The sequence below is a fragment of the Puniceicoccus vermicola genome, from assembly GCF_014230055.1.
Lineage (GTDB): Bacteria > Verrucomicrobiota > Verrucomicrobiia > Opitutales > Puniceicoccaceae > Puniceicoccus > Puniceicoccus vermicola.
This window is the reverse complement of the sequence record NZ_JACHVA010000112.1, coordinates 1-3,539: the sequence shown is the minus strand read 5'-3', so window position 1 is coordinate 3,539 and position 3,539 is coordinate 1. Positions and strand designations below refer to the sequence as shown.

Annotated in this window: 6 protein-coding genes and 1 tRNA gene; 3 read left to right on the top strand and 4 right to left on the bottom strand. The window is 50.3% G+C overall.

The genetic code is table 11. The annotated features are described in order from the left end of the window. Positions 1 to 96: 96 nt before the first annotated feature. From H5P30_RS14505 to H5P30_RS14495, 3 genes are all read right to left on the bottom strand, one after another. Positions 97 to 172 (bottom strand) — tRNA-Ile (locus H5P30_RS14505). A 171-nt stretch (positions 173 to 343) separates the two neighbouring features. Beyond that, complete coding sequence (locus tag H5P30_RS22280; RefSeq protein ID WP_281388081.1) at positions 344 to 478, bottom strand: hypothetical protein; 135 nt, start codon at positions 476 to 478, stop codon at positions 344 to 346. 177 nt (positions 479 to 655) lie between these two features. After that, positions 656 to 838, bottom strand: a complete 183-nt coding sequence (locus H5P30_RS14495; protein ID WP_185693638.1) for an addiction module protein — start codon at positions 836 to 838, stop codon at positions 656 to 658. 674 nt (positions 839 to 1,512) lie between these two features. Between H5P30_RS14495 and H5P30_RS14490 the strand changes: the two genes are divergently transcribed. The 3 genes from H5P30_RS14490 (at position 1,513) to H5P30_RS14480 (ending at position 2,816) form a co-directional block, all read left to right on the top strand. After that, positions 1,513 to 1,785 (top strand): hypothetical protein, encoded by a 273-nt coding sequence (locus H5P30_RS14490; RefSeq protein WP_185693637.1) that lies wholly within the window; start codon positions 1,513 to 1,515, stop codon positions 1,783 to 1,785. Between the two features lie 156 nt (positions 1,786 to 1,941). Next, positions 1,942 to 2,169 (top strand): DUF2188 domain-containing protein, encoded by a 228-nt coding sequence (locus H5P30_RS22535; protein ID WP_185693636.1) that lies wholly within the window; start codon positions 1,942 to 1,944, stop codon positions 2,167 to 2,169. 20 nt (positions 2,170 to 2,189) lie between these two features. Then, positions 2,190 to 2,816: a hypothetical protein gene (locus tag H5P30_RS14480; protein WP_185693635.1), complete on the top strand. Its 627-nt coding sequence runs from the start codon at positions 2,190 to 2,192 to the stop codon at positions 2,814 to 2,816. Here the strand turns inward: H5P30_RS14480 and H5P30_RS14475 are convergent. Continuing rightward, positions 2,788 to 3,539: IS5 family transposase (locus H5P30_RS14475; RefSeq protein ID WP_185693118.1), on the bottom strand; the 752-nt coding region annotated here is incomplete at its 5' end. The genes H5P30_RS14480 and H5P30_RS14475 overlap by 29 nt on opposite strands.

The window sequence follows — 3,539 nt, the reverse complement described above, 5'->3', positions numbered from 1 at the left end:
TTGAGCGTCGAACCGGGTGGGAGTTTCCAGCCCGCCTCCGTCCTTCGGATCTCCGGCGTGGCAGCCTCCTTGCTTTCGCTTCGCTCAAGCGGAGGCTGGTGGGCCCGGTGGGGTTCGAACCCACGACCAAGGGATTATGAGTCCCCTGCTCTAACCGCTGAGCTACAGGCCCGCCGAAGATCCACACTATTTGCGAGGATGCCCCGTTTGGGCAAGCGTGGAAAATCGGCGGTGAGCGAAATCTACCCTACGGATCTTCAAGGATTCGCCCATCGTCGGAAACTGCGAAGTCCTCAACCGGTCCTAGCCAAGCGAAATCGGGATGGCGAGAGGGCGAAGAGACCTAGGATTTGGGTCGTTTCACCAGAATTCTTTCGAGCATCTTCGGGTTTCTGCGCATGTCGAGTACCCCGATGACATTCAGGTGATCTTTTTCGGCAGCGTAGTAGACCGCATAGGGGAAGCGCCTTGAGAGCATTCGGTGATAAGCCGAATCGAATTGGATGTGATCCCCCGAAAAGCCGAAGGGATTCAAGATCCGAAAAGAGGCTGGAAAGGAAGTAGCCGCCAAGCCCGGTTTCAGCCGATTCGTAGAAATCTCTACCAGAGCGAAGATCCTGAACCGCTTCGCGAATGAGGTTGACCCTCTTCGGATTCATTCCTCAAGGAGCTTCTTTGCCTCATCGAGCGAAACAAATTCAGCTTGTCCTTGATCAATCTTGGATCGGCGTTCTTCCAAAACTTCTGCGTGCCAAGAGGGAGAATCGAGTTGGGCCTCTTCCTTTTGAAGGGAATTCCAAATCATTTCCATGGCTCGAAGGCGTTCTTCGGTGCTCATGTTCTCGATTTCTGCCGCGTCCACAAAAAAACAAAGATAAGAATTTATCTTTGTCGTTCAAGCCATTCATCGGGGCAGATGTGTCAATGGACTGAGATTCTGGAAGCCTGTCCACTGAATTTTCGGGCGAGAAATGGTTTTCTGGTGGCGTTATGAAAACGCCATCAAACACAACAGTCCTGTCGTCTCGCATACTCCCAAGTGGAGGTTGCTGAGAAGATTGGACAGTCACCCGCGACCGTTGACCGCCTAACCGCTCGGGGATTGCTCCGGCCCTCTCGGGCTACCCGCCGCCCGATGCATCCCCAATGGGAAATCGAGCGATTCCTCCGCGAAACGTTCGGCACTCTCGAAGCGGCCAGCGTCGGCCAGAAAAAGAGCCGCCTCAGACGAAGAGAAAGAGGAGGGATGAGACGATCGGTCGACGGATCGAGAGATGGAATCGAACCGCTTTGTTGCGGGACCGTTTGGACCGGTTTCGCCAAATCACTTTCGAGAAACCTTACAGGGAAATTCTCGGGAAACAAATCCTGTCGTTGGCGAGGGAAGGTCGCTACCTGGGCAACGGCAAAATTCAAATCAACAACACGAGCGACTATCTCCAATTGGAGGAATCATCATGAAAAACGAAAAAAATCAAAATCGAAGAGACGGGTCTGTTTGTCCATGGGATCGTGGTATCCAGTGGCGCGCGCCTCATTAAGAAAAAGGATGGATCGGGAAATCTGGTCCTCGTTAGTCACGAGTTGGCTACGCAACCCGGAGTTATTCGGTGGGAAGAGATTCTCGATCCGGTCGAGGATTCCCGCATCACCTTTCAGGGAGAGGAGATCATCAAGAGTCCGGCTGAACCGGATTTCAAGCCGATCACCCTCGAGGAGGGCCGCCAACGGATCTTCAAGGATCAACTCATCGTAGGAAACTGCGAAGTCCTCAACCGGTCCTAACCAAGCGAAATCGGGGCGGCGAGGGGCGACCGCGGCAGCGGCCCCCCTCCCGCCCCTTTTCCTTGGTTACAATGGAGAGTAACTGTCTTTTTGCACCCAGCTTGAGAACTATATAAAAGGGGTTGATTTGCTAATTTTCCGAGCTATCCTGAAAGCATGAAAAAGTCAGGTACCCATGTCGTCAAAAATCCTCGTGGAAAGTGGAGCGTCAGGCGTTCTGGGGCTTCTCGATCCATTCGAAACTTCGGGACTCAAAACGAAGCAATCGATTATGCGAAGCAGACAGCCAAAAAGGAGTCTGGGGAATTGTATATTCATGGAAGTAACGGGAGAATCAGGGAGCGAAATTCATATGGAAAGGACCCATTCCCGCCAAAGGGCTGACGGTGCGAGAAAATCGAAACGTGTTCATAAATTGTCCTTTTGATGATGATTATTGGGACCTTTTCAGAGCAATAGTTTTCACCGTAATAAGACTGAGATTTAATCCGAGGTTTTCGCTTGAACGCGCTGACAGCGGTGAGGCCCGAATCAATAAGATTTTCGACTTGGTCAAGGATTCCAAATTCGGCATTCACGATTTATCCAGATGCAAGGCAAAAAAAGTTGGTGAGATTTTCAGGCTAAATATGCCCTTGGAATTAGGTATCGATCTCGGCGCGAAATATTTAGGAACTCAGAATCATCGAGAGAAGAAGATTCTAATCGTAGAAGAGGAGCGTTACCGGTTTCAGGCCGCAATCTCCGATCTTTCAAACTCAGATATTAAATCGCATGGAGGCGAGCCTATTGAAGTTGTTCGGATAGTCCGGAATTGGCTCGTTCAGGAAGGGAACGCTACCCCTAAAAGCCCAACCGAAATTTGGTACGAGCTTAATGACTGTTTGGCAGCGATTTTCGATCAGCTAAAGAAGGAAGGCTATTCTGATCGAGACATTAGAACATTTCCGGAAAACGAGTTGACGAACCGAATGATCCAATGGGTAGAACGGGCCGGTAACACTAGGCCGCGTGGACAAATTCAAATTTAATCCAATCTACTATTGCAGAGAGAGTTACGAATCCGAGGAAGGTTTGGGGGAGTTGCTCGTATCGTGTAGCGACTCTTCTGTATGATTTTATTCTGCAGAAGAAGTTTTCGACGATTCTTCGAAGCCTACCGATTTCCTTGTCGTAAGAGATCGTCTCTTTTCGATTCGCTTTAGGAGGGATGACGCAGAACCCTCCCGCCGATTCAATATGACTTCTGATGCGGTTGGCATCATAGGCCTTGTCGGCGAGAACGAACTTGGCTTTCAAGTTCTTGGGAAGGGTTTCGATGGCACTGACACTGTCGTGTTCATTGCCGGGAACCAAGACAAGGGAAACGGCTCTTCCGGCAAGATTTACCACAGCAGAGAGTTTTGTATTTCTGCCACCTTTGGTTTTTCCAAGTTTTTGTTGTTCAGAATCTAAGGGACTCCGGGAAGCGTCCTGATGAGCCTTGATATGGGAGCCGTCCAGCATCAAGGCGATTTCGTAGTCAGAGTGCTGTTCCGTAAGATTCTGCAGAATCCATCCCCACATGCCTGAACCACACCAGCGGCGAAAACACCGCCAAACACTGTTCCATTTTCCATAACGTTCAGGCAACTGATTCCAAATCGAGCCCGTGCACAATATCCACCAAATCCCATTGAGCGTAGCGTCAAGGTTTCCAACCGGACGCCCTCGGTGGCTTCCTACCTCAGTGCGATATAGGTTGTTAATTTTTT